22 protein-coding genes are annotated in these 26,353 nt (G+C 67.4%); 11 read left to right on the top strand and 11 right to left on the bottom strand.

The genetic code is table 11. The annotated features are described in order from the left end of the window. Positions 1-3: 3 nt before the first annotated feature. The 3 genes from LOS8367_RS15770 to LOS8367_RS15760 are packed head-to-tail and all read right to left on the bottom strand — an operon-like array spanning position 4 to position 4,917. A complete protein-coding gene (locus LOS8367_RS15770) occupies positions 4-1,662 on the bottom strand; it encodes a monovalent cation/H+ antiporter subunit D (protein WP_085897495.1) in 1,659 nt (552 codons plus the stop codon). Beyond that, the gene (locus LOS8367_RS15765; protein WP_085897494.1) at positions 1,659-2,033 is read right to left on the bottom strand and encodes a Na+/H+ antiporter subunit C; all 375 of its coding nucleotides are present in this window, start codon (positions 2,031-2,033) and stop codon (positions 1,659-1,661) included. Before LOS8367_RS15765 ends, LOS8367_RS15770 begins: the two co-directional genes overlap by 4 nt. Before the next feature lies 1 nt (position 2,034). Then, entirely contained in the window at positions 2,035-4,917 is a 2,883-nt protein-coding gene (locus tag LOS8367_RS15760; RefSeq protein ID WP_085897493.1) for a monovalent cation/H+ antiporter subunit A, read from the bottom strand. 485 nt (positions 4,918-5,402) lie between these two features. On the opposite strand from LOS8367_RS15760, the gene dusA reads away from it, so the two are divergent. Both dusA and LOS8367_RS15750 read left to right on the top strand, forming a co-directional pair. Continuing rightward, positions 5,403-6,410 carry a tRNA dihydrouridine(20/20a) synthase DusA gene (dusA, locus tag LOS8367_RS15755; protein WP_106535089.1) on the top strand — a complete coding sequence of 336 codons (1,008 nt, stop codon included), beginning with the start codon at positions 5,403-5,405 and terminating at the stop codon, positions 6,408-6,410. 80 nt (positions 6,411-6,490) lie between these two features. Next, positions 6,491-7,312, top strand: a complete 822-nt coding sequence (locus LOS8367_RS15750) for a sulfite exporter TauE/SafE family protein (protein ID WP_085897491.1) — start codon at positions 6,491-6,493, stop codon at positions 7,310-7,312. On the opposite strand, the gene LOS8367_RS15745 is transcribed toward LOS8367_RS15750, so the two are convergent. The 3 genes from LOS8367_RS15745 to ccmI are packed head-to-tail and all read right to left on the bottom strand — an operon-like array spanning position 7,309 to position 9,199. Next, positions 7,309-7,539, bottom strand: coding sequence for a DUF1289 domain-containing protein (locus LOS8367_RS15745; RefSeq protein ID WP_085897490.1), 231 nt, complete (start codon positions 7,537-7,539; stop codon positions 7,309-7,311). The two genes, LOS8367_RS15750 and LOS8367_RS15745, sit on opposite strands and share 4 nt — an antisense overlap. After that, positions 7,536-8,009 (bottom strand): Holliday junction resolvase RuvX, encoded by a 474-nt coding sequence (gene ruvX, locus LOS8367_RS15740; RefSeq protein ID WP_085897489.1) that lies wholly within the window; start codon positions 8,007-8,009, stop codon positions 7,536-7,538. Before ruvX ends, LOS8367_RS15745 begins: the two co-directional genes overlap by 4 nt. Next, entirely contained in the window at positions 8,006-9,199 is a 1,194-nt protein-coding gene (gene ccmI, locus LOS8367_RS15735; protein WP_085897488.1) for a c-type cytochrome biogenesis protein CcmI, read from the bottom strand. Before ccmI ends, ruvX begins: the two co-directional genes overlap by 4 nt. Before the next feature lie 219 nt (positions 9,200-9,418). On the opposite strand from ccmI, the gene LOS8367_RS15730 reads away from it, so the two are divergent. The 4 genes from LOS8367_RS15730 to LOS8367_RS15715 all read left to right on the top strand — a co-directional run bounded on the left by LOS8367_RS15730 (position 9,419) and on the right by LOS8367_RS15715 (position 11,506). Further along, the gene (locus LOS8367_RS15730; protein ID WP_085897487.1) at positions 9,419-9,820 is read left to right on the top strand and encodes a hypothetical protein; all 402 of its coding nucleotides are present in this window, start codon (positions 9,419-9,421) and stop codon (positions 9,818-9,820) included. A 277-nt stretch (positions 9,821-10,097) separates the two neighbouring features. After that, complete coding sequence (locus LOS8367_RS15725; RefSeq protein ID WP_085897511.1) at positions 10,098-10,697, top strand: superoxide dismutase; 600 nt, start codon at positions 10,098-10,100, stop codon at positions 10,695-10,697. A gap of 147 nt (positions 10,698-10,844) precedes the next feature. After that, positions 10,845-11,054, top strand: a complete 210-nt coding sequence (locus LOS8367_RS15720; protein ID WP_085897486.1) for a hypothetical protein — start codon at positions 10,845-10,847, stop codon at positions 11,052-11,054. Further along, positions 11,054-11,506 (top strand): host attachment family protein, encoded by a 453-nt coding sequence (locus tag LOS8367_RS15715; RefSeq protein WP_085897485.1) that lies wholly within the window; start codon positions 11,054-11,056, stop codon positions 11,504-11,506. The genes LOS8367_RS15720 and LOS8367_RS15715 overlap by 1 nt, the downstream gene beginning before the upstream one ends. A gap of 31 nt (positions 11,507-11,537) precedes the next feature. Here LOS8367_RS15715 and LOS8367_RS15710 read toward each other — a convergent pair whose 3' ends face one another. Continuing rightward, entirely contained in the window at positions 11,538-12,104 is a 567-nt protein-coding gene (locus tag LOS8367_RS15710; protein WP_085897484.1) for an LOG family protein, read from the bottom strand. Positions 12,105-12,243: 139 nt separating this feature from the next. Between LOS8367_RS15710 and LOS8367_RS15705 the strand changes: the two genes are divergently transcribed. Continuing rightward, on the top strand, positions 12,244-14,070 hold the full coding sequence (locus tag LOS8367_RS15705) for an ABCB family ABC transporter ATP-binding protein/permease (protein WP_085897483.1): 1,827 nt from the start codon (positions 12,244-12,246) through the stop codon (positions 14,068-14,070). A 104-nt stretch (positions 14,071-14,174) separates the two neighbouring features. Next, positions 14,175-15,374, top strand: coding sequence for a multidrug effflux MFS transporter (locus LOS8367_RS15700; protein WP_242665621.1), 1,200 nt, complete (start codon positions 14,175-14,177; stop codon positions 15,372-15,374). A gap of 62 nt (positions 15,375-15,436) precedes the next feature. Here LOS8367_RS15700 and LOS8367_RS15695 read toward each other — a convergent pair whose 3' ends face one another. Next, positions 15,437-19,087, bottom strand: a complete 3,651-nt coding sequence (locus tag LOS8367_RS15695) for an efflux RND transporter permease subunit (RefSeq protein WP_085897482.1) — start codon at positions 19,085-19,087, stop codon at positions 15,437-15,439. Continuing rightward, entirely contained in the window at positions 19,084-20,313 is a 1,230-nt protein-coding gene (locus LOS8367_RS15690) for an efflux RND transporter periplasmic adaptor subunit (protein ID WP_085897481.1), read from the bottom strand. Before LOS8367_RS15690 ends, LOS8367_RS15695 begins: the two co-directional genes overlap by 4 nt. A 269-nt stretch (positions 20,314-20,582) precedes the next feature. Between LOS8367_RS15690 and LOS8367_RS15685 the strand changes: the two genes are divergently transcribed. From LOS8367_RS15685 to der, 3 genes are read left to right on the top strand one after another with little or no spacing between them, the layout of a single operon-like run. Next, complete coding sequence (locus LOS8367_RS15685; RefSeq protein ID WP_085897480.1) at positions 20,583-21,257, top strand: tetratricopeptide repeat protein; 675 nt, start codon at positions 20,583-20,585, stop codon at positions 21,255-21,257. Between the two features lie 56 nt (positions 21,258-21,313). Further along, positions 21,314-22,618, top strand: a complete 1,305-nt coding sequence (locus LOS8367_RS15680) for a PQQ-like beta-propeller repeat protein (protein ID WP_085897479.1) — start codon at positions 21,314-21,316, stop codon at positions 22,616-22,618. Between the two features lie 48 nt (positions 22,619-22,666). Next, positions 22,667-24,118, top strand: coding sequence for a ribosome biogenesis GTPase Der (gene der, locus LOS8367_RS15675; RefSeq protein WP_085897478.1), 1,452 nt, complete (start codon positions 22,667-22,669; stop codon positions 24,116-24,118). Positions 24,119-24,178: 60 nt separating this feature from the next. Here the strand turns inward: der and LOS8367_RS15670 are convergent, their stop codons facing one another. Both LOS8367_RS15670 and serS read right to left on the bottom strand, forming a co-directional pair. After that, the gene (locus LOS8367_RS15670) at positions 24,179-24,883 is read right to left on the bottom strand and encodes a TspO-related membrane protein (protein WP_085897477.1); all 705 of its coding nucleotides are present in this window, start codon (positions 24,881-24,883) and stop codon (positions 24,179-24,181) included. A gap of 68 nt (positions 24,884-24,951) precedes the next feature. Beyond that, entirely contained in the window at positions 24,952-26,250 is a 1,299-nt protein-coding gene (serS, locus tag LOS8367_RS15665; protein ID WP_085897476.1) for a serine--tRNA ligase, read from the bottom strand. Positions 26,251-26,353: the final 103 nt, after the last annotated feature.

Here is a 26,353-nt window from a genome sequence, read left to right as displayed (position 1 = left end):
ACATCAGTGATCCCCCCCGGTGTCATCCGTGGCCTCGTCTGCGTGATCGTCCTCGCCGGCATGCGGATCGTCCTTGATCTGCTTGCCGGGCGTGGTGAGCACCAGCTCGATATAGGGTTCGGGCGAGAAGAGCTGCGCCGCCGTCGCGGACAGGGCCCGGTTGACCGGCCCGGCGAAGACGGTGAGCGCCACCAGCATCGCGATCAGCCCGCCGATCGCGATCATCGGCAGAACCGGGCGCGGCACCAGCGGTCCGCGGGTCGAGCCGGGCTGTGCGGTATCGTCCTCGACTTCCGGTGCGGTCTCGCAGTCGATCGGCTCGATGTCCGGGCCTTCCTGATGTGCCTTCCAGAAGACGAGCGAGCCCGCGCGCGAAAAGCCCACCACCGCGACGAGCGAGCCCGTGAGCACCACCGCCCAGACCCACCACACCAGCGGGCTGGAGCCTGCGGCGTCGAGGATCAGTAGCTTGCCGAGAAAACCCGAGAGAGGGGGCAGGCCGGTCATGGCGATCGCCGCGACGAAGAACATGCCCGCCAGTAGCGCGCCGCCCTCGATCGGCTGGGCATGCACTAGCATCGGCCCGGCCGCGCCGCGCCGGTCGCGGATCTGGTCGACGAGCAGGAACAGCGCCGCCGTCGCGAAGGTCGAATGGATCGCGTAGTAGAGCGCGGCGGCGATGCCGTCGGGGGTGAAGACCGACACGGCGCTGAGCAAGAGCCCCATCGAGCCGATCACCGAGAACGCCACCAGCCGGTCGATGCGGCGCGCGCCCAGCACGCCGATCATGCCGAGCGCGAGCGTCAGCAGCGCCGCCGGAAGCAACCAGACGTCGAAGAGGCCTTGGGTGATCTCGAGATCAGGCGGGAACACCAGCGTGTAGACGCGGATAATACCGTAGGCGCCGACCTTGGTCATGATCGCGAAGAGGGCGGCGACGGGGGCGGGGGCATAGGCATAGCTGTCGGGCAGCCAGAAATGCAGCGGCAGCACAGCAGCCTTGATCGCGAAGACCATTAGCAGCAGCACCGCCGCGACGCGAATGCCGGCCGAAGCCTCGGCGTCGAGCTCGGCCACGCGGCCCGCCAGATCGGCCATGTTGAGCGTGCCGGTCTGAGCATAGATCGTGCCTAGGGCGAAGAGAAAGAGCGTGGAGCCAAGGAGGTTGTAGAGCACGTATTGCGTGCCCGCGCGTAGCCGGTCCCTGCCTCCCGCGTGGATCATCAGCCCGTAGGAGGCGATGAGCAGCACCTCGAAGAAAACGAAGAGGTTGAAGGCGTCGCCGGTGAGGAAGGCGCCGAGAATGCCCATCAGCTGGAACTGGAACAGTGGGTGGAAATGCCGTCCCCGCCCGTCCCAGCCCGAGCCCATGGCGTAGAGCAGCACCAGGGGTGCGAGCAGCGAGGTCAGCAGCACCATCAGCGTCGAAAGCCGGTCCGCCACCAGCACGATGCCGAATGGGGCGGGCCAGTTGCCGAGTTGGTAGAGCGTGATCGTGCCATCCGAGGCCTGCCAGAACAGGCCGATGGCGATGGCGGTGATCGCCAGGGTTCCCGCCATCGAAAGCGCACGCTGCACCACGAGGTGTTCGCGCACCATCAGCACGAGGATCGCCGCCAGCAGCGCCGGCAATACGATGGGGGTGATGATCCAGTGGCTCATCGTGCACCTCCTTCGGCCACAGAGGGTGCGTTGGTGTCGTCTTCGGCACGCGCGGGTCGGTCGACGCGGTCGTCATCGGACGAGAGCCAGCTGCCCAGCGCGATCATCACCACCACGGCGGTCATCCCGAAGGAGATCACGATGGCGGTCAGGACCAGCGCCTGCGGCAGCGGGTCGGTATAGCGCTCGGCGCCGTCTCGCAGGACCGGGGGCGCATCCATCGCCAGCCGCCCAGAGGCGAAGAGAAAGACGTTGACGGCATAGCTCAGCAGCGAGGTGCCGATGATGACGGGAAAGGTCCGCAGGCGCAGCACCAGGTAGATGCCGGCGGCGGTCAGGACGCCGACGGCCGACGCGATCAGTAGTTCCATCTCAGCTGCCCTCGCGCTTTGCATCCACGACCGGATCGAGCTCCTCGCCCCGCGACGGATCGATGTCCATCGCGTGGTCGGAGGTTTCCGTGCCGGCCCTGTAACCCAGCCGCGAAAAACTTTCGAGCGAGAGCATCACCGCGCCGAGCACGGCGAGGAACACGCCGAGGTCGAAGCCCATGGCGGTGGCCAGCTCGAACTCCTCCATAGGCGGTATCCGGAAATAGCCGAATGCCGAGGTCAGGAAGGGTTGCCCGACGAACCAGGCGCCGATGCCGGTGAGACCGGCCACGAAGACGCCGGCGCCAATGATCCCGTGATAGGGATAGCGCTGGCGCCGCGCCGCCCAGGCAAAGCCCGAGGCCATGTATTGCGTCACCACGGCGATCGCGACCACGAGGCCCGCGACGAAGCCGCCGCCGGGATCGTTGTGGCCGCGCAGGAAGATGTAGACGCCGACCATCAGGATAACCGGCATCATCACCCGCGTCAGCACCACCATCATCAGCGGGTGCGCATCGCCGGCCTGCGGCTCTTCATGCCCGCGGTTCAACAGCTTGCGGCGTACCTTCCCCGAGAGCAGGGTTTCGGTCAGCGCGTATATCACCAGCGCGGCGATGCCGAGCACGATGATTTCGCCGAAGGTGTCGAAGCCCCGGAAGTCGACCAGGATCACGTTGACCACGTTGTCGCCGCCGCCGCCCTTGTAGGAGTTGGCGAGGTGGTAGTCCGAGATCGGCGCGATCGGGAACTCGGTCGAGAGAATGGACCAGATCAGCCCCGCCGCGGCGATGCCGCCGGCCCCGGCGATGATCGCATCGCGGGTGCGCCGCGCCGCCCCGGATTCGTTGGGCGTGGTGTTGGGCAGGAAGTTCAGCGCCAGCAGCAGCAGGATGATCGTCACCACCTCGACCGAGATCTGCGTGAGCGCGAGATCGGGGGCGGAGAAATGGTTGAAGCCGACGGAGACCATCAGGCCGATGATCCCCATGAGCATCAGCACCGTCAAACGGTTGCGATGCACCGCCACGAGGAAACCGGTGGCGGCGATCAGCATCGCCCATGCCGCTATGGCGATCGGCGTGACGGGTAGAAGCGGGCGCCGGATCTCGGCGCCGGTCGTGCCCGAGAACCATGCATGCGCGCCGACCGCCACCACGGTCAGCACCATGATCGCGGCGTAGCGGGTGAAGGCTCCGTCATGCAGGCCGCGCGTCACCGGACGCGCCAGCGCGACGCAGCCCGCGATGATCCGGTCGAAGATGTCCTTCGCTTCGGGGCGCCGCGCCGCCTCCCAGATCCGCGACAGTGGCGCAAAGCCCATCAGCAGCAGCGCGCCGCCGATCACCGCGATCGCCGACATGAACAGTGCCGGGGTCAGGCCGTGCCAGAGCTTCAGATGGGCGTCAGGCAACTCGGCGGCCGAGCCGATCACCGCTCCGGTGACAAGCTTCACGAAGGGCTCGGCAAGCGCCGGAAACAGGCCGATCACCACGACGGGAATGATCAGCAGCGCCGGCGGCAGCCACATGCCGGGATTCGGATCATGCGGATGCGCCGGGTAATCGTCGCGTTCGGGGCCTAAGAAGGTATGGGCGATCAGCCGGAAGGAATAGGCGGCCGAGAACAGCGCCCCCAGCGTCGCCACGACGGTGACCAGCATCGGCATGCCGAACAGCGTCGTATGCGCGGCTTCCTCGAGCATCATCTCCTTCGACAGGAAACCGTTGAGCAGCGGAATGCCCGCCATCGACAGCCCTGCCAGCGTCGCGATAGCGAAGGAGATCGGCATCAGGCGCCGCAGCCCGCCCAGCCTTCGCATGTCGCGGGTATGCACGCCGTGATCGACGATGCCGGCGGTCATGAAGAGCGCGGCCTTGAAGCTCGCATGGTTGAGGATGTGGAACACCGCCGCCATCGCGCCAAACGCCGTACCGGTGCCCAGCAGGAAGGTGATCAATCCCAGATGCGACACGGTCGAGAAGGCCAGCAACGCCTTCAGGTCGTGCTTGAAGATCGCGATGAAGGCGCCGAGCACCATGGTCACGAGACCGGCCGTCGTGACGATGTAGAACCATTCCTCGGTGCCCGCGAGCACCGGCCAGAGCCGCGCCAGCAGGAACAGCCCGGCCTTCACCATGGTGGCCGAGTGCAGATAGGCCGAGACCGGGGTCGGGGCCGCCATCGCATGCGGCAGCCAGAAATGGAACGGGAACTGCGCCGACTTGGTGAAGCAGCCCAGCAGGATCAGCAGCAAGGCCGGGACATAGAGCGGCGAGGCCTGCACCACGTCGCGCTGTTCGAGGATGACGCTCAGATCGTAGCTGCCGACGATCTGGCCCAGAAGCAGCATGCCGCCGATCAGCGCCAGCCCGCCCATGCCGGTTACCGCGAGCGCCATGCGCGCGCCCTGACGGCCTTCGGGCAGGTGCTTCCAGAACCCGATGAGCAGGAAGGAGGAAAGCGAGGTCAGCTCCCAGAAAATCAGCAGAAGCAGGATGTTGTCGGAAATCACGATGCCTACCATCGCGCCCTGGAACAGCAGCAGGTAGCTGAAGAACTCGCCCATGTTGTCGTCGCGCGACAGGTAGTGGCGTGCATAGGCGATGATCAGCAGCCCGATCCCGAGGATCAGCGCCGCGAACATGAAGCCCAGCGGGTCGAGGAACAGGTTCGCGTTGAGCCCCAGCCCCGGCATCCAGTCGAGCCGGGCCGAGACCGTCTCGCCCCGCAGGATGGCGGGCAGATGCGTGAGCAGCCCCACCGCGGCCGAGGCCGTGACGAGGAAGGTGGCGGTGAAACAGGCCTGGCGACCGGCCCGGATCATCAGACCGGGCAGCAGCGCGCCGAGGAACGGGAGGAGGGCGATGATGAATAGCGACATGGCGCGCACTATTGCGGAGACGAAGCGCGGCGACCAGACTCGGGCAGAAATTTACGACGCCCCGGGGTGCTTTATTCTGTCGCAGCGACGCACGGCGCTGTCATGGCGGCTCGCCTGGCGGTGACGACCGGGAGAGAGGCCGGGGTCGAGCATCTCCATTTCGCCGCGTGATCGGGGCTCGGTACGAATCACGCGGCTCTCATCTTCGATGTCGCGGCCCGTACCGCGGACGGCCAAGGATGGCATTTCTCCTGGGATCGGAGCAAAGATGAGCGCACCCGAGGCCACCCTAGCGGGATCGCTGTGCCGATCGTTCCTCGCTGGCACGGCGTTGACACTTCGGCAGCACGTCATCGCAGTTGCCGCAGTTGCGCATGCGGCTTTCGCAGTGTGGGGGAGCATGGCAAAACGAAACCTATCACATTTGCCCGTCGCGCAGCCTGATGCTAGACAGCGCCTCTCCCACCCGCAGCCCGGATCGAGACATGACCTCAGGCCCGACCCCATTGTCAAACGCTGCCCGCCTGTCCGTCGCCCCGATGATGGATTGGACCGATCGCCATTGCCGGCATCTGCACCGTCTGCTGTCGCGGCGAACCCTGCTTTATACCGAGATGGTGACCGCGCCCGCCGTGATCCATGGCGATCGCGAGCGGCTGCTGGGATTTGGTGATACTGAACATCCCGTGGCGCTGCAGCTCGGCGGGTCGGACCCGGCCGAACTTCGCGAGGCGGCGCGGATCGGGGCCGAGTTCGGCTATGACGAGATCAATCTCAACTGCGGCTGTCCCTCGGACCGGGTGCAGTCCGGTGCCTTCGGCGCGGTTCTGATGACGCGGCCCGATCTGGTGGCCGAATGCTGCGCAGAGATGATCGCCGTAAGCCCGGTCGAGGTGACGGTGAAATGCCGCATCGGCGTCGACGAGCAGGAGCCCGAGACGGTCCTGCCCCATTTTCTCGAGACGGTCGCGGCGGCGGGCGTCGGCCGCTTCACCATCCATGCGCGCAAGGCCTGGCTGCAGGGGCTGAGCCCCAAGGAAAACCGCGACATCCCCCCGCTCGACTACGATCTGGTGGCGCGGATGAAGCGCGCCTATCCGCATCTGCACCTGTCCGTGAATGGCGGCGTCGGCTCGCTCGACGAGGCCGAGACCTTCCTGAAGGCCGGTCTTGACGGGGTGATGATCGGCCGGGCCGCGTATCACGCGCCCGCCGATGTCCTGTGCGAGGCCGACCGGCGCATCTGGGGCGATCCGGGCACGAGCCGCGCCGAGGCGGCGGTGCGCGACATGCTGCCCTATATCGAAGCGCATCTCTCGGCGGGTGGTCGGTTGCACCAGGTGACGCGGCACATGCTCGGCCTCTTTGCCGGTCGCCCGGGCGCACGGGGCTGGCGGCGGGTTCTGTCCGAGGGCGCGTCGCGCCCGGGCGCCGGGCCGGAGCTGGTGATCGAAGCGCTGGGCCGGGTTGAGGACCTGCAGCAGGCGGCCTGAGTACCAGTTTTCCTCCGACGGCCCCTTGTGGCCAAGCCGGGGGGCGGGCATCGCTGTCGCGAAACGAGCGGGAGCGCCAGATGCCTGAAACCACGCTGCTTTTGTCCATGGGGGCGATGCTGCTCGCCATCGGCGCCTTCGCGGGCGTGCTGGCCGGGCTCCTTGGCGTCGGCGGCGGCATCGTTCTGGTGCCGGCCTTCTTCTATGCCTTCGCCGGTCTGGGATACGAGTCGCCGCAGCTGATGCAGATCTGCCTTGCCACTTCGCTGGCCACGATCATCGTCACCTCGGCCCGCTCGGTCCTGAGCCATGATCGCAAGGGCGCGGTCGATTGGGCCGTCCTGCGCGGCTGGGCTCCCGGCATCGCTTTGGGCGCGCTGGCGGGGGTGCTGGTGGTGGCGCAGCTGCGCACCACGGTGCTGCAGCTCATCTTCGGAGGGCTGGCACTGAGCGTGGCGCTCTACATGGTGCTGGGGCGCAGCCATTGGCGACTGGGCGAAACCATGCCCTCCGGCTGGCGCCGCGCCGCGATGGCCCCCGCGGTCGGGCTCCTTTCGGTGCTGATGGGGATCGGCGGCGGCAGCTTCGGGGTGCCGATCATGACGTTGCACGGCGTGGCGATGCACCGCGCCGTGGCCACGGCCGCCGGGTTCGGCCTGCTGATCGCGCTGCCTTCGGTGATGGGCTTCCTGCTGACGCCGCTCCCCGCCGGTGTCGCGCCGCCGATGACGCTGGGCTCGGTGAACCTGCCGGCCTTTCTTCTCGTCATCGCGATGACGCTGCTGACCGCGCCGCTCGGGGCCGCGCTGGCGCATCGGACGGATGCCAAGCGGCTCAAGCGGGTGTTCGGTGCCTTCCTGATCCTGGTCGCGCTTAACATGCTGCGCAAGGCGCTGATCTAGCGCTCCAGCCGTGCCTTGCGGCCGCCGCGCCGGCCCTTGGGCGCGGGCTCGCGCCCGGGCAGCTCGGCCATCACCGCGCGGCGCTCCTCGGCGCTCATCCGACCCCAGGCGGCGATCTCGTCGATGGAGCGGGCGCAGCCGAGGCAGAGCCGGGTTTCGGGATGGATCGTGCAAAGCTTCACGCAGGGGCTTTCGATCTCGGCCCGGCTCCAGACCTCGTCGCTCATGACCGTCCCATGTAGCTTAGCCGGTCCAAGAGACCCTGCAGAATGTATCCGGCCGCGACCGCGTCGATCAGCTCGCCCCGGCGCTTGCGCGAATGGTCGGCTTCGAGCAGCGCGCGCTCGGCCGCGACGGTCGAGAGCCGCTCGTCCCAAAAGCCGATCGGGATCTCTGTCAGCCGTGACAGGTTGCGTGCGAAGGCACGGGTCGACTGGGCGCGCGGCCCCTCGGAGCCGTCCATGTTGCGCGGCAGTCCAAGCACGAAGCCGGCGATGCCGCGACCCTCGGCGATGGCCAGAAGCCGCGCCGCATCTTCGGTGAACTTCTTGCGCTTCACCGTCTCGAGCGGCGTCGCGACCGAGCGGAGCCCGTCGGAGACGGCGACGCCGATGGTCTTGGTGCCGAAGTCGAGACCGGCCAGGGCGCCGGCGCGGGGCAGGGCGGCGGCAAAGTCTTCGGCCGTCTCGAAGATCATTCCGCCACCCCCGCCTTGCGTGCCGCGTCCCGGATCTGCTCGAGATCGGGCGTGCCCGCGAAAACCTGTTGCGCCTCGCTCCAGATCGCCTCTGCGCGGTCGGTTTCACCGAGCACACTGAGGGCCCCGATCAGCCGGGCCCAGTCCGGGGCCGCGCCGCCGCTTTCGGCCAAGCGCGCGGCCAGGCCATCGACCATGCCCCGGATCATCTCGTCGCGCGCGGCCGGGTCCATGTCCTGCGCCGCCGCGATATCGGCGGCCGAAGGGCCGGGCGCCGATGGCGGCGTGTAGTCGACCCCGGCAAGCGCCGCAGCGCGGCCGATCTGCGCCCGGGCCAGCTCCACATGCGGCGAGGCAGGATCGCCTCGCTCGATCACGCGTTTCCAATATCGGAAGGCGAGGTCGGGCCGTTCGATCTGCGCTTGCAGCAGGCCCATGTAGTAGAGCGGCCCCGCCGCATCCGGATCGGCGTCGAGCAGCCGTGCCAGCAACGCCTCGCTTTCGGGCGTCACGAGTCCGCCTGTGGCCGCGACCATCCGGTCGACCAGCGCCAGCCGATCCTCGAAGCTGGCGTCGTCGCCCTTGATTTCGATCACCCGCTCCTGTGCGCGGGCGGCGGCGGCGTAATTGCCCAAGGCCGCCTCGTGCCGCGACAGAAGCTGCCAACCGGTCAGGTCGTCGGGCCGTTCTGGCACCGCCTCGCGCAGCTGTTCGACCATCGCGAGATATTCCTCGGGGGCGGCCGCCTGCATGGCGGGGGTGACGGCCTCGGCCTCGGCTTGGCTCGGGCGATCGGCGCGCAGCTCGCGCGCCATTTCCAACCGTTCGGACAAAGGCGCGTCGGGGCGGCCCGGCGCCCCGAGATCTGCGTAGAGCCAGATGGCTCCACCGATCACCACGACGCCGCCGAACAAGGCCACCGGCCATACCGGCCCGCGCGATTGCATGCGGGGTTCGCGCGCGGCGCGGTCGGCCGCGATGAGCCGCCGGCCGATCTCGGCCCGGGCGCGCTCGGCCTCGTCGGGACCGATCAGTCCGCGTGCGCGGTCCGCCTCGATCTCCGCGAGCTGGTTGCGATAGAAATCGAGATCCGCGTTGCTGCCGGCCTCTTGGCCCGGCCGCAGCAGCGGTGCCGCCAGAGCGAGGGCCACGACCCCGCTAAGGGCCAGCGCGATGATCCAGAACAGCATGCGTCACTCCTGTCTTGTGCCGTCACTACAGCGCGGAGCCCGGCCCCGAAACCCCCGCGAGGGTCGCACCCGGCCACGTCCGCGCGAGCAAGGTGGCGCCAAAGCTACTGTGGCGCTGCCGCAGCCCTCCCGAAACATCGCAAAAAATTTACTAACGGTCGGAACCCGCCCGTCTGGGTAACGTTGGCCGACGAATGACACATTGACGGAGCATCTCGCATGTCCGACCCGAACATCAACAACAACAACGTGAATCCGCCGCCGAAGAAGAGCGGCGGCAGCTCAATCGCGCTGATCGTCGGCGGCCTCGTGGTGGCCGTGATCGTCCTCTACTGGCTGTTTGCCGGTGGCAGCGAGGTCGATAACGCCGACGTTGTCGGCGAGGAAACCAACATCAACGTCGAGACCGAGGCCGAAGGCGCCGCCGAAAGCATCGAGGATACCGGCACCGCCGTGGTCGAAGAGGTCGAGGATGCGGGTGCCGCAGTCGAGACCGAGGTCGAGGAAGGTGCGGCCGAGATCGAGGAAGAGGCTGCCGAGGCCGAAGCCGAGATCGAAGAGGCGCCGGCCGATTCGACCGACACGATCGAAGTCGAGGGCGACGCCGAGGTGGTCCAGTAATCGAACCGTTCCGGCCCTTGAGACCGGAGTGGTTCTTGAGGGACGAGTTCCTGACGCGTCCCCCATCGCAGGAGCCGTGGCCACCCGGGCCGCGGCTCCTGTCGTTTCCGCCTGACGCGCGACCGGCTATCTGCCGCAGGTGATACCCGAGCGACCGCATCCAGCGCGCCTCTATCGATTGCAAGACCCGAATTTCCCACTGGTCCCATTGACCTTTGGCGGCCGGAGGTTCTGTTATGTGGCGCAAATCCACCACTGGCAGAAAAGCGAGACCGACATGGCTTTCGAACTTCCCGACCTCCCCTACGCCCACGACGCGCTCGCCTCCAAGGGCATGTCGAAGGAGACGCTCGAGTACCACCACGACCTGCACCACAAGGCCTATGTCGACAACGGCAACAAGCTGATCGCCGGCACCGAGTGGGACGGCAAGTCGCTCGAGGAGATCATCCGCGGCACCTATGACAAGTCGGCGGTGGCGCAGAACGGCATCTTCAACAACATCTCGCAGCTGTGGAACCACAACCAGTTCTGGGAGATGATGACCCCGAACGACAGCAAGATGCCGGGCGAGCTGGAAAAGGCGATCACCGACAGCTTCGGCTCGGTCGACAAGTTCAAGGAAGAGTTTGCCGCCGCCGGTGCCGGTCAGTTCGGCTCGGGCTGGGCTTGGCTGGTCAAGGGCGCCGATGGCGGCCTCAAAGTCACCAAGACCGAGAACGGCGTGAACCCGCTCTGCTTCGGCCAGACCGCTCTGCTGGGCCTCGATGTATGGGAGCACTCCTACTACATCGACTACCGCAACAAGCGCCCGGCCTACATTTCGAACTTCCTCGACAACCTGGTGAACTGGGAGAACGTCGCCTCGCGCATGTAAGCGCCCGACGTCGCGAGGCTATCGGCGATGCAATCGGCCCTCGCGAGCGATCGCGGGGGCCTTTCTCATGCGCCACCGTACCGCTCCTCGCCGGAACCCCGCCTCTCATGAATCGTTGGTCTCGCGAACGCAAGACAGGAGGCTCCCATGGCCGACAGGGCACGATCCAAGGACGGCGTGAAGGAAACCGACGCCTATGTAAGCGACGAAGACAAGGGCGGCGCCGGCAACCAGCCCGGCCGCGAAGGTGGGGATCTCACCCGCAAGGTTGGGACGCGAGACGATCTAAAGCGTGCAGAGCAGTACGATCCCGGCGTCACCCGCGTGCGCAAGAGCGACGAGAAGGATACCGAGTGATGGCGAAGATCGACAACGGAACTTGGGTTCTCGTCGCCGATGGCGAGAAGGCGTTGATCCTCGAGAACGTCACCGATGACCAGCATCCGAACCTGCGCGTCGTGCGCAAGGAGGAGCAGGAGAACCCGCCGGACCGCGAGCAGGCGACCGACAAGGCGGGCCGGCTGGCCGATACCGGTCCGGGACAGCGCACCGCGCTGGCCGAGACCGATTTCCACCAACTCGCCAAGGATCGGTTCGCCGCCGATCTCGCCGATATCCTCTACCGCAACGTCCACAAAGGCCGCTTCGAAAAGCTGGTCGTGGTCGCCAGCCCTCAGGTGCTCGGCGCGCTGCGCAGCGAGATGCACAAGGAAGTGGCCGATACCGTGGTGGCCGAGGTCCCGAAGACGCTTACCAACCACCCCGTCGCCGAAATCGAAAAGGCCGTGGCGGACGAAATCGCCGGGTGAATAGTCTCGGGCCGCCCCTTGGGGCGGTCCGTCATCCCGGCAGGGCCGCCTCCAGCGCCCGTTCCAACCCCTTCACGCTCGGGACGTATTGGATGAACGCCTTGAGGCTTTCATCCGCGAAACCCTCGTCGATGACATGATTCAGAAGCTGGCGCAGAGGCTGCCAGTAGCCTTCGGCGTCCAGAAGCAGGATCGGCTTGCCGTGCAGGCCGAGCTGGCGCCAGGTCAGCACCTCGAAGAACTCGTCGAGCGATCCGGCGCCGCCGGGCAGCATGACGATCGCCTCGGCGTTCATGAACATGACCTTCTTGCGCTCGTGCATCGTCTCGGTGACGACATAAGTGTCGAGATCGGTCTTGCCGACCTCGGCATCGACGAGATGGCGCGGGATCACCCCGAAGCTCGACCCGCCCATGCCCTGCGCCGCGCGCGCCACCGCGCCCATCAGCCCGACATCCCCGGCCCCGTAGACCAGCCGCCATCCGCGCCGCGCCAGCATCTCGCCGGTTTCGCGGGCCACGACCTCGTAGGCGGGGCGCAGGCCGGGACGCGAGCCGCAATAGACGCAGACCGAGTTGGAAAAGGCGGGAAGGGGCATCTGGGAACTCCGGGTTGTGTCCCGTCACTGGTAGAACGCAGCCCCCGTCCGCTCAAGCGCGGGCTTCGGCGCCGCGCTCTGGCCATCCGGCAACGTGCATCCTAGTTTGGGGCGGCCGCCGCCAGCCCGGAGCCAGCCGATGCGACGCCTGTCTAAGACCGACGCCAATCTTTCGGGCCAGCCCGTGCGGGGATGGGACACGATCCGGCAGGTGATCCCCTATCTGTGGCCCGAAGGTAAGGCGTGGGTGAAGCGCCGCGTCGTGCTGGCCGTATCGCTACTGATCATCGCTAAGCTGATCGCTGTGGCCACGCCGCTTTTCTACAAGGCCGCCGTCGATGCGCTGGCGGGCGAGGGCGAGAGCGCGGCGATGCTGCTGGCGTTTGGCGCAGCGGGGCTCACGATGATCTACGGGCTGGCGCGTCTCGCCAATGTCGGCTTCCAGCAGCTGCGCGACGTGGTGTTCACGCCTGTGGGGCAGAGGGCGCTCCGCAAGCTTGCGCTCAGGACCTTCCAGCATATCCACGCGATGAGCCTGCGCTATCACATCAGCCGAAAGACCGGCGGACTCAGCCGGATCATCGAGCGCGGCGTGAAGGGCGTGGATTTCCTGCTGCGCTTCCTGCTGTTCTCGATCGGTCCGCTGATCCTGGAACTGCTGCTGGTCGCGGTGGTGCTCTTCTTCCTGTTCGACGTCTGGTATCTCGTCGTGGTGCTGGGCACGATCATCCTTTACGTCGCCTTCACCTTCAAGGTGACGGAGTGGCGGGTCCGGATCCGCAAGCAGATGAACGATCAGGACACCGACGCCAATCAGAAGGCGATCGACAGCCTGCTCAACTTCGAGACGGTAAAGTATTTCGGGGCCGAGGGCCGGGAGGCCGCGCGCTACGATTCCGCGATGGAGAAATACGCTGCCGCCGCGACGCGCACCAACTATTCGTTGGCCTTCCTCAATTTCGGCCAGTCGCTGATCATTACCACCGGCCTCGTCGTGGTCATGATCATGGCCGCCGTGGGCGTTCAGCGCGGCGCGCTCAGCGTCGGCGATTTTGTCATGGTCAACGCCTACATGATCCAGATCACCATGCCGCTGAACTTCCTCGGCACCGTCTACCGCGAGATCCGGCAGGCGCTGATCGACATGGGCGAGATGTTCGACCTGTTGAACCAGCCGCCGGAAGTCACGGACAGGCCGGGCGCCAAGGCGCTGGTGGTGCCGCGGGGTGAGATCGTCTTCGACGATGTCTGCTTCGGCTACGAGGCGGCGCGCGGTATCCTCAAGGGTGTGTCCTTCACCGTGAGGCCCGGCGAGACCGTCGCCATCGTCGGTTCATCCGGGGCCGGAAAATCGACCATCGGCCGGCTGCTGTTCCGTTTCTACGACGTGACGGAGGGCGCGATAAGGATCGACGGTCAGGACCTGCGCGAGGTGACCCAGAACAGCCTGCATGCGCAGATCGGCGTGGTGCCGCAGGACACGGTGCTGTTCAACGATACAATTCTCTACAACATCGCCTATGGCCGCGACGGCGCCACGCGCGAGGAGATCGAGGCAGTGGCGCGCGCGGCGCAGATCCACGATTTCATCATGTCTCTGCCCGAGGGCTACGACACGACGGTCGGCGAACGCGGGCTGAAGCTCTCAGGCGGCGAAAAGCAGCGGGTCGGTATCGCCCGCACCCTGCTCAAGGATCCGCCGATTTTGCTTCTCGACGAGGCCACGAGCGCGCTCGACACCGATACCGAGCGCGAGATTCAGGGTCAGCTACGCGCCATGGGGCAGGGGCGTTCGGTGATCACCATCGCACATCGGCTGTCTACAATTGCAGATGCCGACCGGATCGTGGTGCTGGAAGCCGGAAAAGTGGTCGAATCCGGGCGCCACGAGCATCTTTTGGCGCAGGAGGGCCGCTATGCGCAGCTCTGGTCGCGCCAGCGGGCCGAGGAGGCCGAAGCCGCGTGATTGCGCTTCTGAACCGATCGGTCTAGCCTGCGCGCGAGTCGCCCGCCGCGCGTGGGCCAATCGCCGTTTCGCGTGCCCCGTGCGCGGAGTTCAAGGACAGCCCTATGTTTTCGCCGATGTTCCGCACCGCGCTGGTGCTGGGCCTGCTCTCCGCCGTGGGCCCCTTCACGATCGACATGTATCTGCCCGGTCTTCCAGGTCTTGCCGCCGATTTGCGCGTCGACGAGGCGGCGGCGCAGGCGACGATCAGCGCCTATTTCCTGGCCTTCGGCCTGGCGCAGCTCTTTTACGGGCCCTTCGCTGACGCGGCGGGCCGCAAGGCGCCGGTCTACATCGGCGTCGGCGTGTTCCTCGTGGCGACGATCGGCTGCGCCTTGGCACCGTCGCTGCCTTGGCTGGTGGCGTTCCGCGCTTTGCAGGGCCTCGGCTGCGCGGCGCTGATGGTGGTGCCGCGCGCCATGGTGCGCGACATGTATACCGGTCACGAGGCGACGCGGCTGGTGGCGATGATCATGCTGGTGATCTCGGTCTCGCCGATGCTGGCGCCGCTTTCGGGCGCAATCATGATGACCTTCACCGGCTGGCGCGGAATCTTCTGGGCGCTTGCGGTCGTGGCTACGCTGGCGCTGCTGTTGTCGGTCTTCGCTCTCAAGGAGACGCTGCCCGAGGAACGCCGCCGCCCGGTGCGGCCGCGCCTGCTCGCGGCCTCGGCCAAGCGGCTGTTCCGCGACCCGACCTTCATGGCGCTGACCTTCGTGTCGGGCTTCGGCATGGCGAGCTTCTTCGTCTTCATCGCGAGCGCCAGCTTCGTCTACACGCAGCAATACGGGCTGACGCCGCTGCAGTTCAGCCTCGCCTTCGCGACCAATGCGGTGGGCTTCTTTGGCGCGAGCCAGTTCGCCGCGACGCTGGGCCGCCGTATCGGCCTTTTGCGGATGCTGCGGCTGGCGCTGACGGGCTTTGCCGTCTTCAGCCTGACGCTCCTGTCGATCACGGCGGCGGGCTACGCCTCGCTGCCGGTGCTGATGGGGCTGCTCCTGTGCGGCAACGCCTGCCTCGGCCTCGTCATCCCGACGAGCCAGGTCATGGCGCTCGACCCGCATGGCGAGATCGCCGGTCTCGCCTCGTCGCTGGGCGGCACGCTGCAGATGATGACAGGCGGGCTTATGGTCGCGCTCACGGGGCCGTTCTTCAACGGCACGGCGCTGCCGATGGTCGCGGTGATCGCGGGCTGCGCGGTGATGGCGCTCGGCCTCGCGCTTGTGGCGCTGGGCCGGGGCGAAAGAACGCCGCAACCGGCCTGACGACCCTTGTAGCCTTGATGCCGTAAGGGCCGCCCCTCCCAGGGCGGCCCTTTTGCCACGGCTCACTCGGCGGCACGCAGCGTCGCCGCCACGGGCGGCACCGGTCCGTCCTCGTCCTCCCACAGGATCTCGGGGGCCTTGATCCGCCGCGCCTCGCGCCGGAGCGCCCAGTCGCGCGCCGCCCGGCTGCCGCGTCCCATCGAGAGCCGGGCCATCAGCCGCGACATCCAGTGCGCGTAGCGCGCAGCCCAGATTCTGAGCGCCAGCATTGCCGGGGTGAAGACCAGCGTCAGCACCGTGGCGATGCCGAGGCCGAAGACCACGGCGGTGGCAAGCTGCTTCCACCACAGTGCGGTCGGGCTGTCGATCGTGTAGCCGCCGCCGAAGAAGTCTAGGCTCAGCCCGAACATCATCGGCGCGAGACCTGCCATGGTGGTGACGGTGGTAAGAAGGACCGGGCGGATCCGGTCCTCTGCGGTGCGGATCACCGCCTCGGTGCGCGGCATGTAGCGCTCGTAATCCTGATAGGTGTCGATCAGCACGATGTTGTTGTTCACCACGATCCCCGCCAGCGCGACGATGCCGGTGCCGGTCATGATGATCGAGAAGGTTTGCTCCATCACCAGCATGCCGATCAGCACCCCGGCGGTGGACATAACCACCGCGAGGAGCACCAGCACCGCGTTGTAGAAGCTGTTGAACTGCGCCAGCAGGATGATGAACATCAGCCCCAGCGCGCCGGTGAAGGCCCATTGCAGGAAGGCTTGGCTCTCGGCCTGATCCTGCTGGTCGCCGGTCCATTCCCAGCCGATTCCCGGTGGGAGGGGCGAAGTCTCGAGCCACTCGGTCAGCACCTCGATCCGCTCGTTGGCATTGACGCTGATGCGCGTAACTTCGCCGGCGTCGATGCGCTCCTGCAATTCGGGCCCGATCTCATCCTCGCGCACGACCCGGGTCTCGTCGCCCTCCACCAGCTTGACCAGCCCGGGCAGAACGTCGGCCTTCACCTCGAAATAGCGCTGCTGGCCGACCCGCGTGATCTCGGCGAGCTTGGCCACAGGGGTGCGGGTGACGAAGTTGGACAGCGGCACCAGCCCGGCGGGCGTCCGTACCCGCAGGCTGTCGAGCGTGGACAGCACGCGATCTTCTTCCGGCAGGCGCACTCGGATTTCGATCTCCTCGTCGGAGCTTTCGACGCGCATCGTGTCGAGCATGATGCCCCGGGTGACGAGTTGCACCATCGCGCCCACCGTCGCCACGTCGGCGCCGTAGCGACCGGCCTTCTCGATATCGACATCGATCTGCCAGTCGATCCCGGGCAGCGGCAGCGTGTCCTCGATCAGGGTCAGTCCCGGCGTCTCCTCGAACTGGTCGCGGGCCTGGGCCGTGGCGGCGCGCAGCACTTCGAAATTCTCGCCGGTGAGGCGCAGATTGACCGGTTTCGAGGCGCCCGGCCCCTGGGCAAGGTTCAGGATCTCGATACGGATGCCGGGGATGCCGTCGAGCTCGTCCTGCAGCCGTTCGAGCACCACATCCCCATCCAGATCGGCGAGGTCGTAGCCGTTCTCCCGCGCATAGGCGGGGCGCTCGTCCCATGGCACAAGTTCGATCTGCAGTTGGCCGACCGCGTCGGCCGGACCGCCGGCGCCGGCGGTGTTGGAGTTGAGCCCGCCTTGGCCCGCGAAGGCGAAAACCGACTGGACGCCGGGAAAGCCGACCACCACCTCCTCGGCCCCGGCTACCAGAGCGTCCTTCTCGGCAAGGCTGAGATTACCGCGCGCCTGCACGTAGATGATCGCCTGCTCGGGTTCGGTCTCGACGAAGAACTCGACGCCGTTGTTGTGGGTGCCGAAATAGGTGAAGGTCGTGAAGATGAAGGCGCCGACCCCCGCGATAGTCACGAGCGGCATCACCGGGTTGCCTGCGATCAACGCGATCAGCCGCCCGAAGGGTGAGCGGCGATACCCCGCGCGCAGCCGTTTCGGGGCGCGCCGGATCTTGGCCGCGGCGCCGAAGATCGTGGTCGCGATCGCGCCGGCAAGCGCGAGGCCGAGGCCCGGGGCCGCCTCGATCAGGCTGCGAGAGGGACGGGCCTCGCCGGTCAGATAACCCGGGTTCAGCGCCAGCATCAGCCCCACGAAGATGAGCCCCGCCGCCGGCGGCACCAGCGCCGCGCGCACCACCCATGGCAGACGCCTCCGCAGTCCCTCCGACACATGCAGAAGGCCACGGCTCATCCGGCCCAGCACGCCGCCCATCACCGGCAAGTAGATCAGCGCCACCACCAGCGAGGCCGAGAGCACGAAGATCAGCGTGACCGGGAGCATGCCCATGAACTGCCCCGCGACACCGGGCCAGAACAGCATCGGCAGAAAGGCGCAGAGCGTGGTCGCGGTCGAAGAGACCACCGGCCAGAACATCCGCTTGGCCGCCTCGACATAGGCGTGCATCGGGCCCACGCCCTCGGATATCCGCTTGTCGGCGTATTCGACCACGACGATGGCGCCGTCGACCAGCATGCCCACCGCGAGGATCAGGCCGAACATCACGATATTGGAGATGGAGATGCCCATCACCGCGAGGAGCGCGAAGCACAACAGGAAGGATGTTGGGATCGCGAAGCCGACCAGCAGCGCCGGGCGCGGCCCGAGCGTGGCCAGGACCACGATCATCACCAGCGCGATCGCGGTGAGCACCGAGCCTTCGAGCTGGCTGACCATCGAGGCGACGTTGCTGCTCTGGTCGTTTGAGGTGCCGACCTCGATCGCCGCACGAAGGTCTTCGGGCCAGGAAGCGCGCTCGGCCTCGACGGTTTCCCGCACGAGGGCGGCTGTATCGATCAGGTTGTATCCCTTGCGCTTGACCACTTGCAGCGCCACCGTGGTTTCGCCGTTATAGCGCGCGGTGGAGGTGCGATCCTCGAAGGTCAGGCGGATCGTCGAAAGATCGCCAAGCGTCACCACCCGGTCGCCATTGGTCTTCACGGGGATGTCGTAGATGTCGCGCGGCTCGTCGAAGCTCGACGGGATCTTCACCGAAAAGGCGCCCTGCGCCGTCTCGACCTCGCCCGCGGCGATCAGCAGGTTGTTGTTGGTGACCACCTGCAAAAGCTCGGCGGCGGTGACGTTGTAGGCCTCGAGCCGGAGCGGGTCGATCTCAACCTCGAGCATCTCGTCGCGCTGGCCGGTGAGATTGGCCGAGAGCACGGCGTCGAGCCCCTCGAGACGGTCCTGGAGCGATTTTCCAACGCGGATCAGCGTCCGCTCGGGCAGGGGGCCGGTCAGGTTGACGATGATGATCGGGAACTCGGAGAAGTTGATCTCGGCAACGGACCAAGCATCGGCACCATCGGGAAACTCGGCCTCGGCCGCGTTCATCGCGTCGCGTACATCGGCCATGATCTTGGTCTTGTCCCAGCCGAAGGCGAATTCGAGCGCCACGCCCGCATAGCCTTCGGAGGCGTTGGAGATCATCGTGTCGAGGCCGTCGAGATCGGCAAGCCGCGTCTCCATCGGCTTGACCAGAAGCTGTTCGGCATCCTCGGCCGAGATGCCGGGGAAGGGCACCGAGACAAAGAGCGCCGGGATCTCGATATCGGGTTCGCCCTCCTTCGGCAGGCCGATATAGGCGGCGATGCCCGCCGTGAGGCTGAGCACGATGAAGGCGAGGATCATCCGGGCGCGTGAGGCGGCCCAGTCGACGATGCCGGTCATTGCGCCTGCTCCCTGTAGCGCGGCGCGACGCGGACCCCGTCGGTCACGTATTCCTGACCCACGACGATGACCGACGCCACCGGGTCGAGCCCTGCCACCAGCACGCCCTCGGGCGTGTCGCGCAGCAATTCCACCGGCATGAAACGCGCCACCGGCGCCGCCTCCGGACCGCCGACGGTCCTGACCCCGAGCTGGCCCGAATCGTCGAGCGTCAGCGCCGATTGCGGCAGCAGATGCGCCTCCGTGCCATTGGTGTCGACGAGAATTTCCGCGGTCTGTCCGTCGCGGATCTGTAGGTCGGGGTTGGGCACCTTGACCTCGACCCGGAAGGTGCGCGTGGTCTCGTCGGCCGAGCGCGACACGAAGCTCACCTCGCCCGACAGTGCCTGCCCCGAGGCGAGCCGTCCCGTGGCCCGGGCGCCGACACGGATATCGTCGACGTCGACCTCCGGGACGAATCCCACGAGCTTGATCGGATCGAGCTGGACGATGGTCGCGCAGGGCGAGCCGGTCTGCATCAGTAGCCCCAACTCGGCCGTGTCCGTCTCCAATAGGCCGTCGAAGGGCGCGCGGATCATGAGCCGGTCGATTTCCCGCTGCGCCGAAGCGACGACGGCCTGCGCTGCTTCGATCCCGGCGCGGGCCGAGACGAGGCTCGATTCTGCGCTCTGCACCTGCGCGGATGCGGCCTCCAGCGCCGCCTCGGCGCTGATCACCGAGGTCTCGCTCTGGTATCCGCCTTGGCTTAGTCGCCGCGCATTGCTGAGGTTGATTTCGGCCTCGCGCAGCCGCGCCTCGGCTTCGGCTTTGCCGGCTTGGGCGGTGGGCACGCGGCTTTCGGCTTCGCTCAGCCGGGCCTGCGCTTCGGCAAGCTGGATCTCACGGGTGCCTGGATCAAGCTCGCACAGCGCCTCGCCGGTTTCCACGAAGGCGCCCTTGCGCAGCGGCTCCGAGATCACCCGGCCGGATGTCTCGGCGCGCACCTCGACCTCTCGCGCCGCCTCGGTGCGACCGCGCAGCACGACCGTATCGTCGACCTCGCGTGCCCTGCTGCGCAATGCCACGACGCCCACCTGCGGCGCGCCGTCCTCGGCTTCAGCCGGACCGGTATCCTCGGCAGCCGAGCCGTCGATCTGGGCTATGGCGTAGAGGCGATCCCGATCGACGATCAGGAGATAGAGAAAGCCGGCCACCAGAATCGCGGTGAGGGCAGGGATCAGTTTCATCTGGTTCCTTTCGGGGCGCCCGCACGCCCTGTCGACGAGGCGATCATAGCTTGGTGCCGGAAAAGCACGAAGCGCCGCGACGCGCTGAACTGTCCGGTTCAAACTACGATTCGGCGGCATCCTACTCAATGCACATTTCGTAGACGCGACATGGGGTCACGGGGGCAAGTTGCCGTCGCCGCGCGGGCCTTGTCCCCGCGCATGGCTTCACGATAAGACGGGCCCGATCCGACATGGCGCTCAGGCGCAACCCGAAGGGGAGACGAGGCGTGAGCAATTCCGACAGCTTCATCGGCGAGGTCAGCGAAGAGGTCCGGCGCGACCGGCTGTTCCACCTGCTGCGGCGCTATGGCTGGATCGGCCTCGCCATCGTCGTGCTGATCGTCGGCGGCGCAGCGGTCTATGAATGGCGCCAGTCGCAGATCGCCGCCGAGGCGCAGGCGCGGGGGGACGCGCTTCTCGCCGCGCTGGCCGAGCCGGAGGCCGCCGCGCGTGCCGAGGCGCTGGCACCGATCGCGGCGCAATCCGAAGACGCCGTGGTCCTGCAACTGGCGCTCGCCGCAGAGCAGCAGGCCGCAGGTGATGCCGAGGCCGCCGTGGCCACGCTCGATGCGCTGGCCGGCAATGGCGAGGTCGCCGAGATCTACCGCGATCTCGCGGCGCTGAAATCGGTCCTGATCGATGCCGGCCGCTCGCCCGAGGACAAGCTCTTGGCGCTCGAGGCGCTGTCGGCGCCCGGCGCGCCGTTCCGCATGCTCGCGCTTGAGCAGATCGCCCTCATCCGGCTCGCACAGGGCGAGCAGGACGCGGCCGTCGATCAGTTGCGCGCCATCATGGAAGATGCCGAGACGACACCGGACTTGCGCGACCGCGCTGCAAGCCTGATGGTTGCGCTGGGCGTCCCGCCCGAGGACGCGGCCGCAGCGGCGACCCCGACCGAATGATCGAAAAGCGACCGGGACAGGTCGCAGGTAACCACGAATAGGGGCGAGGGGCAGTCATGCGTCGCAGCGGAGTCATCGGAGCGGGGGCGCTGGCCCTTCTTGCGGCCTGTAGCCAGCCGGAAGTACGGCTGCCCGGCACGCGCATCGGCGTGGCGATCCCCGGCGCTGCCGAAGCGGCAGGCGGCACCGCTGCAGCCCTTTCGCTCACGGCCCCCGTCGCCAATGCTGATTGGCCACAGCGCGGTGGCGGCGCGGATCGCGACATCGCCCACCCGGCGCTCGGCGCGCAGCTGACACCGCTGTTCAATACCAGGTTCGGTGCCGCCGAGACGCGGCGACTGCGCATCACCGCCGAGCCGGTCGTCGCGGGAGGCCGCGTCTTCGTCATGGATGCAGAGGCCGGCGTTGCGGCGCTGGGCACCAACGGCACCCTGCTTTGGCAGCGGGCCCTCGTGCCGGCCGCCGACGCGCCCGGCCAGGCCTCGGGCGGCGGTCTCGCCACGGACGGGGCGCGGCTTTACGCTGTCACTGGTTTCGGCGAGCTGGTGGCGCTCGACGCCGAAACCGGGGCCCGGCTCTGGACACAAGATCTTGGTGCGCCGGGCGCAGGAGCGCCGGCCGTCGCCAATGGCACCGTCTATGCCGTATCGCGCGACGGGCGCGGCCTCGCGCTCGACGCACGGACGGGCCGGGTCAAATGGCAGATTTCGGGGGTCGAAGACCTGCAGCGCTACGATGGCGGCGCCGGACCCGCCGTGGCTGGTGATCTCGCGGTGTTCCCCTTCACCTCGGGCGAGGTCGTCGGCACCTTCCCCGAAAGCGGTCGCCAACGATGGTCCGCCGTGGTCGCGGGCCGCCGGCCCGGCGCCGCCGCAGCACTCGCGGCGAACGGCATCTCGGGCGATCCGGTGCTCGAGGACGGACGGGTCTATGTGGGCAATGCCTCCGGCCGGATGTCGGCAATCGACGATTTCACCGGTGAGACCCTGTGGAGCGCGCCCGACGGAGCGATCTCGCCCGTGGTTCCCGCTGGCGGCTCGCTGTTCCTGCTAAACGACGTGAACCAGCTGGTACGGCTCGACGCCGCGACCGGCGCTGCGCTTTGGCGGGTCGACCTGCCGGAGGGCGCGCCGCAGGGTTTCTTGCGCCGTGACACCCGGATCGCCCATTACGGCCCGCTCCTTGCCGGTGGCCGCCTGCTCGTCGCCGGTTCCGATGGCCTGATCCGCGAGTTCGATCCCTTGGCCGGGCAGCTGATGCGGGAGACGCCGATCGAAGGCGGCGCGGCCTCGGCACCGGTGGTCGCGGGGGGGATCCTCTACGTCGTCACCTCCGACGGGTCGCTTGCCGCTTTCCGTTGACGCGCAATCGGTGTATGGGGCCCTCTTCCGCACGCGAAAGACCCTGAGATGAGCTTCACCCTCGCCATCGTCGGACGGCCCAATGTCGGCAAGTCCACGCTGTTCAACCGCCTCGTCGGGCGCAAGCTGGCTCTGGTGGACGACCAGCCCGGCGTCACCCGCGACCTGCGCGAGGGTCCGGCGAAGCTCGGACCGCTGCGCTTTACCGTGATCGACACCGCCGGTCTCGAGATCGCCACGGACGAAAGCCTGCAAGGCCGGATGCGGCGTCTGACCGAGCGCGCGGTGGACATGGCCGATGTCTGCCTGTTCATGATCGATGCCCGCTCCGGCGTGCTGCCGGCCGACGAGATCTTTGCCGACATCCTGCGCAAGCGCGCCAAGCACGTGATCCTCGCCGCCAACAAGGCCGAAGGCCGCGCCGGTCAGAGCGGCCTGCTCGAGGCCTATTCGCTGGGGCTGGGCGAGCCGCTGGGCCTTTCGGCCGAGCATGGCGAGGGGATGAGCGAGCTTCTGGCGATGCTGGAGCCGCTGGCCGGTGAATTCGAGGCCCGCGCGGAGGAAGACGCGCCGGTGATGGATGTCGATGTCGACGAAGAGGGCGAAACCGACGAGGACGCGCCTTGGGCGCCGACCGCCGATCGGCCGCTGCAGGTGGCCGTAGTGGGCCGCCCCAACGCCGGGAAATCGACGCTGATCAACAAGATCCTTGGTGAGGAGCGGCTGCTTACCGGCCCGGAGGCCGGGATCACCCGCGACGCGATCTCGCTTGCCATCGACTGGAACGGCACGCCGTTCCGGATCTTCGATACGGCGGGCATGCGAAAGCGGGCCAAGGTTCAGGAAAAGCTCGAGAAGCTTTCGGTGTCCGACGGCCTGAGGGCGGTGAAGTTCGCCGAGGTCGTGGTGGTGCTTCTCGACGTGGAAATCCCCTTCGAGCAGCAGGACCTTCGCATCGCCGATCTGGCCGAGCGCGAGGGCCGCGCCGTGGTGATCGCGGTGAACAAGTGGGACCTCGAGGACGAGAAGCAGGACAAGCTGCGCGAGCTGAAGGAGAGCTTCGAGCGGCTGCTGCCGCAGCTGCGTGGCGCGCCTCTGGTGACGGTTTCGGCCAAGACCGGCCGCGGCCTCGAGCGGCTGCACGACGCGATCCTGCGGGCGCACGAAGTCTGGAACCGTCGCGTCTCGACCGCGCAGCTTAACCGCTGGCTGGTCGGCATGCTGGAGCAGCACCCGCCGCCCGCACCGGGCGGCCGCCGCATCAAGATGCGCTACGTGACCCAGGTCAAGACCCGGCCCCCGGCTTTCGTGGTGATGACTTCGCATCCCGATGCGGTGCCCGAGAGCTATTCTCGTTACTTGGTCAATGGCTTGCGGAACGACTTTGACATGCCGGGAACGCCGATCCGGCTGTTCCTGCGTGATCAGGGCAAGAAGAATCCGTTCCAGAACCGCAAGAAGGCGCAGCCTTCGAGGCTGCGGAAGCATCTCAAGGATTGATGTGAAAAGAGCGCCGCAAGGCGCTCTTTTCTTTGGTCTATTCGCCTGGTCGAGGCGGCATTAGGATGTGACGCGCCGGGCCAGTACCACTGCGCCGAGGATGGCCAGTAGGCTTGCTAGGGCGACGAGGCCCGGCACGTTCAAGCCATTGGCAACAACGATCGCAAACAAAGCCCAGGCCACTGTCACCCCGTAGGAGGCCGCGCGCGGTCGCCGCGACTGCACCACGAGCGCCAGCAACGTGGCGAGGATCACACACAGGATCGCCCAGCCGGTTTGCCCCATGAACAGACCGTAGCCCGCCGCCGTGGAGCCCAGCGACACGAAGCTCGCGGCCGAAAGCCAGCCGGCAAAAAGCCCCATCGGCACCCGGGCGAGCCAGACGTCCCGTTCCGGCGCGGCCAGAAACGCACCGATGGCGCCGGCTGCCATGATGAAGATCGTGATCGTGGCCCAGATCGCGCTGGCATTCGCGATGGCGAGCCATGGCACGCCCACCGCGAGCGCGACCAGAAGCGGCAGCCGCATGCGGTGCCAGTCCTCGGCTGCCGCGCGACGCCAAAGACCGTAGCCTGCGGAAGTGATGAGCCAGAGATAGATCAGCCCCCAGATCGAGAAGGCCCAGCCCGCGGGCTGCACCGGCGGGTCGATCTGCGGGTTGGGCAGCTGGTCGGCGGTGAAGCCGGTGAAGGGCGAGGTCACGAGGGGCGCCGCCGCAAAGGCGAGGGAAAGGGCGAGAACGGCCCATGAGATGAGGGTTTTCATGCCCTCACTACGCATCGCGCCGCCCGGTGGTTCAATCGGGCGGCGCGAATTTCGGCGGCGAGAGGCAATCAATCGCGGATCAGTTCGCCGGTCGCCGAAAGCCGGTTGCGGCCACCGAGATAGCCATGCAGTACCTCGGGCAGCGTCACCGAGCCATCCTCTTCCTGACCGTTCTCGAGCACCGCGATCAGGGTGCGCCCCACCGCGAGGCCCGATCCGTTCAGCGTATGAACGAATTCGGGCTTGGCACCACCCTCGGGGCGGAATCGCGCGTTCATTCGCCGCGCCTGGTAATCGCCGCAGGTCGAGACCGAGCTGATCTCGCGGTAGCGGTCTTGGCCGGGCAGCCAGACCTCGATGTCATAGGTCCGCCGCGCGCCAGCGCCCATGTCGCCCGCGCAGAGCAACATGGTGCGGTAGGGCAGGCCCAGCTTCTCGAGGATTGCCTCGGCGCAACCCAGCATCCGCTGCTGCTCGGCATCCGACTCGCCGGGATGCGTCACCGAGACCATCTCGACTTTCTCGAACTGATGCTGGCGCAGCATGCCGGAGGTGTCACGCCCGGCGCTGCCGGCTTCCGAGCGGAAACACTGGGTGTCGGCCACGTAGCGGCGCGGCAGGTAAGATGCCTCGATCATCGCATCGGCCACGAGGTTGGTCAGCGTCACCTCGGCGGTCGGGATCAGCCACCAGCCGGTGGTGGTCTGGTAGCTGTCCTCGCCGAATTTCGGCAGCTGGCCGGTGCCGTACATCGCCTCTTCCCGGACCAGCACCGGGGTCATCGTCTCGGTCAGCCCGTGCTCCTCGACATGAGTGTCGAGCATGAACTGAGCCAGGGCCCGGTGCAGCCGCGCGACCCCGCCCGACAGCACCACGAAGCGCGAGCCCGAGAGCTTGGCCGCGACCTCGAAATCCATGCCGTCCTGCACGGCGGGCAGTTCGTAATGCTCCTTGGGGGCATAGTTGAACTGCCGCGGCGTGCCGTGGCGCTTGATCTCGACGTTGTCGTCCTCGCTGGTGCCGGCGGGCACGTCATCGGCAGGCAAGTTGGGGATGGTCAGCAACAGCTGCCGCAGCGCTTCGTCCTCGGCCTGCGCCTCGTCGTTCAGCCGGGCGATCTCGGCCTTCTTTTCGGCCACCAGGGCGCGCAGCCGCTCGAACTCGGCCTCGTCGCCGCGACCCTTGGCGGCGCCGACTTCCTTCGAGGCGCGGTTCTGGTCGGCCTTGGCGGTCTCGGCGGCGTGGATCTTGGCCCGGCGCGCGTCATCGAGCGCCAGGATCTGCGACGACACCGGAGACACCCCGCGGCGGGCCAGGGCGGCGTCGAAGGCGTCGGGATTGTCGCGGATGGCGCGGATGTCGTGCATTGTCTCGTCCGTGATAGGGGGTTTCAGGGCCCGGGGGCCGCGCCCATATGGACCGAAACGCCCGCCCTTGTGAACCGCGAAACCGGCCCCGCGCGACGCCGGG

The organism is Limimaricola soesokkakensis, from assembly GCF_900172345.1.
GTDB classification, from domain to species: Bacteria; Pseudomonadota; Alphaproteobacteria; order Rhodobacterales; family Rhodobacteraceae; genus Limimaricola; species Limimaricola soesokkakensis.
Note: the sequence above shows the minus strand (reverse complement) of the source record. Positions and strands in the feature narration are given on the sequence as shown.